Here is a 5,723-nt window from a genome sequence, read left to right on the forward strand (position 1 = left end):
GATATGAGCAGTATGAACCCCATAGATATTAAAATAGCCATCCGACGCAGCTTAGAGTCCATTTGCCACCTCAACTAAATATTTGCCGTAATTGGTTTTCATCAGAGGCTCAGCCAGCAAAAGCAGCTGCTCCTTATCAATAAAACCTCTTTTATACGCAATCTCCTCTATGCAGGAAATATACAGTCCCTGGCGCTTCTGAAAGGCCGCCACAAAGTCCGCCGCATCCAAAAGAGCGTCATGATTCCCCGTATCCAGCCACGCAAAGCCTCTTCCCAGCGTCTCCACATAGAGGCTTCCCCGCTCCAGATACGTATTGTTGATGCTGGTGATCTCAATTTCTCCTCTGGCGGAGGGCTTTACATTTTTGGCGATCTCCACCACATCGTTGTCATAAAAATACAGCCCCGGCACTGCGTAATTGCTCTTTGGATGCTCTGGCTTTTCTTCGATAGAAATTGCCTTCCCCTTTTCGTCAAACTCCACCACGCCGTATTCCTTAGGGTCTCTCACATAATAGCCGAAGATTGTGGCTCCCTTCTCTCTGGCGGCCACTTCCCGCAGAACCCTGGTAAAGCTTTGTCCATAAAAAATATTGTCCCCCAAAACCAGGGCGACTCTGTCGTTTCCGATAAAATCTGCGCCGATAATAAATGCGTCCGCAAGCCCTCTTGGCTGTTCCTGCACTGCGTAAGAAAATTCCATGCCCAGCTGGCTTCCGTCCTTTAACAGTTCCTGGAACACAGGCAGATCTCTGGGAGTGGAAATAATTAAGATCTCTCTGATGCCTGCCAGCATCAGGGTGGACAGGGGATAATAAATCATCGGCTTGTCATATACGGGCATAATCTGCTTGGATATAGCCTTTGTGAGCGGGTAAAGCCTGGTTCCCGAGCCTCCCGCCAAAATAATTCCTTTCATGGGTTTTCCTCCTTCTTGTTTACAGAAATCGCCCTGTTCTCACAGGCTTTGTAAACGCGCCAAATGGGAACGAGAAGCTCGTCCCCATTTTTTAATCTCCTGTTTACTTTCCGTACATCTCCGTGTAATATTTCTGGTAGTCGCCGCTTGTTACATTCTTCATCCAATCCTCATGCTCAAAAAACCACTGTATGGTCTTTTTTATGCCCTCCTTAAACATGGTTTCCGGTTCCCAGCCAATCTCTTTTCTGATCTTGTCCGGCGCAATGGCATATCTGCGGTCATGTCCCTTTCTGTCCTCCACATAGGTGATCAGATCTCTGCTCACCAGCGCCTTTCTGGGGTCCTCATCAGACAGCATTTCCTGCAGTGTGTCAATAATGATATGGATAATCTCAATGTTCTGCTTCTCGTTGTGTCCCCCAATATTGTAGGTCTCAAAAAGCCTTCCCTTCTCCTGCACCATATCAATGGCCTTTGCATGATCCTCCACATACAGCCAGTCACGCACATTTTTGCCATCCCCGTACACAGGGAGCTTTTTCCCCTGCAGGGCATTGTTGATGATCAAGGGAATCAGCTTCTCCGGAAACTGATAGGGGCCGTAATTGTTGGAGCAGTTTGTGATATTGGCAGGAAAGCGGTAGGTATCCATATAAGCCTTTACCAGCAGATCCGACCCAGCCTTGCTGGCCGAGTAGGGACTGTGGGGATCATAGGGCGTTGTCTCATAGAAAAAGGCGTTGTCGTCATCCGGCAGGGAGCCGTACACCTCATCCGTAGACACATGTAGAAACTTTTTATCTTCTTTAAAGCTTCCACCAGGCAGCTCCCATGCCGCCTTTGCACAGTTGAGCATAACAGCGGTTCCCAGCACATTTGTGCGCACAAACACCTCCGGGTCCCGGATGCTCCTGTCCACATGGCTCTCTGCGGCAAAATGCACTACTCTGTCGATCTCATTCTCCGCAAAAATTCTGCCGATGGCCTCCTTATCACAGATATCGGCCTTCACAAAGGTATAGTTTGGCCGTTCCTCCACGTCCTTTAAATTTTCCAGATTTCCCGCATAGGTCAAGGCGTCCACATTGATAATCCGGATAGCTTCCCCGTATTTGCGAAACATATAATGGATATAATTGGAGCCGATAAAGCCTGCTCCTCCGGTCACAAGATAAGTCCTCATATTGTTCTCCTTGTCCCTCTTAAGTCTTTTCTTTATTTTACCACAGCCCTTGCTGCCGTGGCTACTAAAATCTCACTTCCTAGTATCCCAGATAACTGAGATTTAAATCCACATTTCCACTGATTCCGCTGACCCTTCCTGTGGATTTATACTGCCATAGGTCATACCTGCCCTCATAGGTGGGCTTTGCGGCATACTGGGCCAGCCAGATTTTATATGCACTCAAGGCGGAAGTATCTATCTTGCTTGTCAGCCAGGTTTTGTTTGCATAAATCCCCGCCGTGTATCCAGCGTTTTGTATGGTCTGGCAGAAGGCCTTGCACACCTCGGTTCTGGTCTGTTTGTCAATGCCGTCAGCCCGGCCTCCGCTGCTCTCCACATCCAGGAAAATAGGATAGGAAATCTTATAATTTTTTACAAGCTCCAGCACCATGGAGGCTTCCTCCACTGCTTCCACAGCATCCACCGCCTGGGTAAAGAAGTAAACTCCCACCTTCAGCCCTGCCGCCGTGGCGCCCTTAATATTGGCAGCGTATTTAGGGTCCTCTATCAGACTGCCCTGGGAAGAGCCTCTGTATCCGCAGCGGATAATTACATAGGATACCCCTGAATTTTTTACCGCCTCCCAGTCTATGGTGCCATTCCATTTTGACACATCGATTCCCATGGTGCCCGAGCCTGTCACAAGTGAACCATCGCTGGCAAAATTGTATTTTGCCCCCTGGATCACCTGTTCTCCCGTCACCTTCTTGCCGGAGGCGTCAAAGAAATATACCTTCCCGTCCAGCGTCTGCCAGCCGGTATACTTCGCCTCGCCCTTCACAAAGAATTTATCTGCCGTATAATAATCCGCAAAAACCGCTTCTCTGTAGACATTATTTTCCAAAACATAAAGCTGCTGTCCGCTGGAATCCTTCAGCTTGCTTGTCTTATCCTCTCTGGGATGGGCCTTTACGGTCACCGCGCAGGCAGCTTTTACCTCTTCGCCATTTTCCGAATACTTCACCGTTATGACAGCGCTTCCTGCGCTCACACCAGTGATGGTCACCGCCCTGCCGCTTACCGATACAGTGGCGACTCCCGTATCCGAGGACTCCGCCGTCACAGCATTCTGGGTGGTTGCGTTGGTGATAGAAGCGTTGATGGTCACCGGCGCAGTAAGGTAAACCGTGGCAGAGGTTTTGTCCAGAGTAATCGTCTTATTCCCCGTGACTTTTACATTGAGTGCAGCGCTGGCAGCCGTGGCCGCAGCTCCGCCAGTATAGTTTACAGTCAGGGTAATCACAGCCTCTCCCGCCGCAACGCCCTTTATGGTAAGATTGCCGGAAGCATCCACCGAAGCCGTGGCAATATCCGTTCTGTTCGAGGAAACGCTGTAAGTGAGCTGCTTGCCCGCAGTAAATCCTGCGGCCTGTGCCTTTGCATTTCCCTGAGCACCAATGGCCAGGGTCATGGAGGACTGATCCAGACTCACGCTGCCCGCCGCGTCACTTACCGTCACGCTGCAGGTTCCCGTCAGTCCCGTCACCGCGTTGTTGCCGCTGACAGTGCTGCCATTGGCGGTAAAGGAGATCAGAACAGCGCCGTTTGTAGCGCCAAGGGCCGTCACGGTGGCGCTTGCACCGCTTCCCTCCACCTTCACGGCGCCGGGATTGCTGCTGGTCCAGGTCACATTGGTCAGATTTACCTCCGGGCACTGGGCCGTAACCGTAAAGCTCTCTCCCACCTTCAGCGTCTTGCTGGAGGGAGACACACTGGCCGTGTAGGTTGCCATTCTTAAAAAGCTGCCGCTCATGGCGTAGGTAGCCGGGTCAGGTATGGTGCTCTTTGCCACCTCAGTATAAGTATTTACCGTGGATGTGCTCTCCACCCATTCCACCGTATCCTGCAGCGAGGATTCCACCACCGTTTCATTCTTTCTGGTGTCCTCCTTGGCCGCATCTACTTCGGATTCCTTCTTAATCTCGTTTTTTACATCTATTTTCTGATAAGTGATCTCCTTTTTCACCACCACCGACTGTGCTCCCTGGGGGATGGTGTAATCCGCATATTTGGCACCTGTCAGCGCATTGATGGAAACCTTATAGGTACCGGGCGTAATATCCTTTTTATAGATAATGCCATCCATATCGTCGTCCGTCCAGGTCTCGCTGTCCCCCTCCGGGTCTGTAACCGTCACAGAAAAGGGCACGTTGGCAATCAGCTTGCCGGTTTCCTCGTTGGTGAATTTCACCTTTAAATCCTTTTGCACGGAAGTCAGCTCCAGCTTCACAGTCACCTGTCTGCTGTATTCCGCCTCATCATACTCCGTATTCTGCTCCTGCTCCACAACGCCTGCCGCCGCAAGCCTGGCCAGCTCTGCATCTGCCACAGCCATAAGACCGGTCTCTCCTATGGTGGTAATACCGTCCAGCTGGGCTCCCACGGTGACAAATTCATCCACCTGGCCGTCTGCAATCCGGGCACTGGCATATATGCTCCCTGTCACCAGGGCAAGCACCAGGACAGCCACCCCTGTAGAGGTAATGATCTTGTCCATGGTTCCCATCTCCAGAAACCGATTCCATAATCCGGCCAAAAACACGCCCGGGCCTGCCTTTTTCCCGGTACGCCTCTGTCTTTTGGGGGCAGCCGGGGAATGATAAGCGCTTCTTTTTTCCTCTTCGATGTAATATCCGGCTTCTGCGTCGTCCTCCGGGTAATACTCCTCTGCCTCATAAGACTCTGTATCATCCTCCGGGTAATATTCAGATTCTTCCGGATATTCTTCCTCTATGTAATATGCAGCATCCTCTGTCTCGTCATTCTGGGCATAATATTCAGCTTCTCCAGATTCCTCCCATTCCTCCTCTGCATAATACCCGGACGCCTCTATATCATCCTCTGCGTAATATTCGCTCTCTTCTGCTTCCTCGTCTTCGTAATCTTCCTCGTATTCCTCATCGGCGTAATACGTCTCTTCTTCGTCCTCTAATTCCTCCGCCTGGGCATCATACTCCTCTTCCTCCTGTGCATCCCAGTCAGCATCCCAGTCGGAACGATTCTCTTCAAATTCTTCATATGGCTTTTTCGTATGGCCGAACAACCTTTTCATTTACACTACCCTTTCTAACATTTAAGACACCCGTTGATAATTCCGTAATATTATAGCATTCCCCGCCCACAGCTTCAAGCAAGAAAGCCATTTCTTCATAATTTCTTAAATTTTACAGAAGTGAAATGTTTACTTCCATGCCTCCATATCAATAGCGAAAATTCATAAAATTCTTGTTATATTCATGAATGTATTCATAATAGCTTTCCGTATCCCATGTAAGCTTTAAGCTTTGATTGATAAGCGGAATATTAACCGCCTAAAGCACCATTACCAAAGCAAACAGTCCTCCAATTCCAATCTGAAATTTTTTACTTCTGTGCTTTTCTACAAAAAATTTGTATCCTGCAAAGCTGTATGGTATCATAAATAAAAAATATGGTACTACATAGCGTGGTTTGGCCTCCCAAAAAGTCCAAAACAAAAATGCCCCGATAAAGCAAATCGCAGGAAGCAATGTTTTGACATCCGCATCTTTTGCGCAAATCAAATACAGCAGCATTCCAAACAACAACACAGTCT

The 5,723-nt window shown here is 49.3% G+C and carries 3 protein-coding genes and 1 pseudogene; all 4 read right to left on the reverse strand.

The window, feature by feature from the left end; translation table 11 throughout:
• Positions 1-51: 51 nt before the first annotated feature.
• Positions 52-921 (reverse strand): glucose-1-phosphate thymidylyltransferase RfbA, encoded by an 870-nt coding sequence (rfbA, locus tag AC1WIP_RS10400; protein WP_481141763.1) that lies wholly within the window; start codon positions 919-921, stop codon positions 52-54.
• Positions 922-1,024: 103 nt separating this feature from the next.
• Complete coding sequence (rfbB, locus tag AC1WIP_RS10405) at positions 1,025-2,107, reverse strand: dTDP-glucose 4,6-dehydratase (protein WP_481141764.1); 1,083 nt, start codon at positions 2,105-2,107, stop codon at positions 1,025-1,027.
• A gap of 79 nt (positions 2,108-2,186) precedes the next feature.
• Entirely contained in the window at positions 2,187-5,201 is a 3,015-nt protein-coding gene (locus AC1WIP_RS10410) for a GH25 family lysozyme (RefSeq protein ID WP_481141765.1), read from the reverse strand.
• A gap of 259 nt (positions 5,202-5,460) precedes the next feature.
• Positions 5,461-5,723, reverse strand: a pseudogene (locus AC1WIP_RS10415) (hypothetical protein); the annotation flags it as partial.

Source organism: Acetatifactor sp., from assembly GCF_982438285.1.

Bases quoted from the DNA above. Each gene is read 5' to 3' on its own strand.
- rfbA (WP_481141763.1), bottom strand. From the start codon at position 921: ATGAAAGGAATTATTTTGGCGGGAGGCTCGGGAACCAGGCTTTACCCG.
- rfbB (WP_481141764.1), bottom strand. From the start codon at position 2,107: ATGAGGACTTATCTTGTGACCGGAGGAGCAGGCTTTATCGGCTCCAAT.
- AC1WIP_RS10410 (WP_481141765.1), bottom strand. From the start codon at position 5,201: ATGAAAAGGTTGTTCGGCCATACGAAAAAGCCATATGAAGAATTTGAA.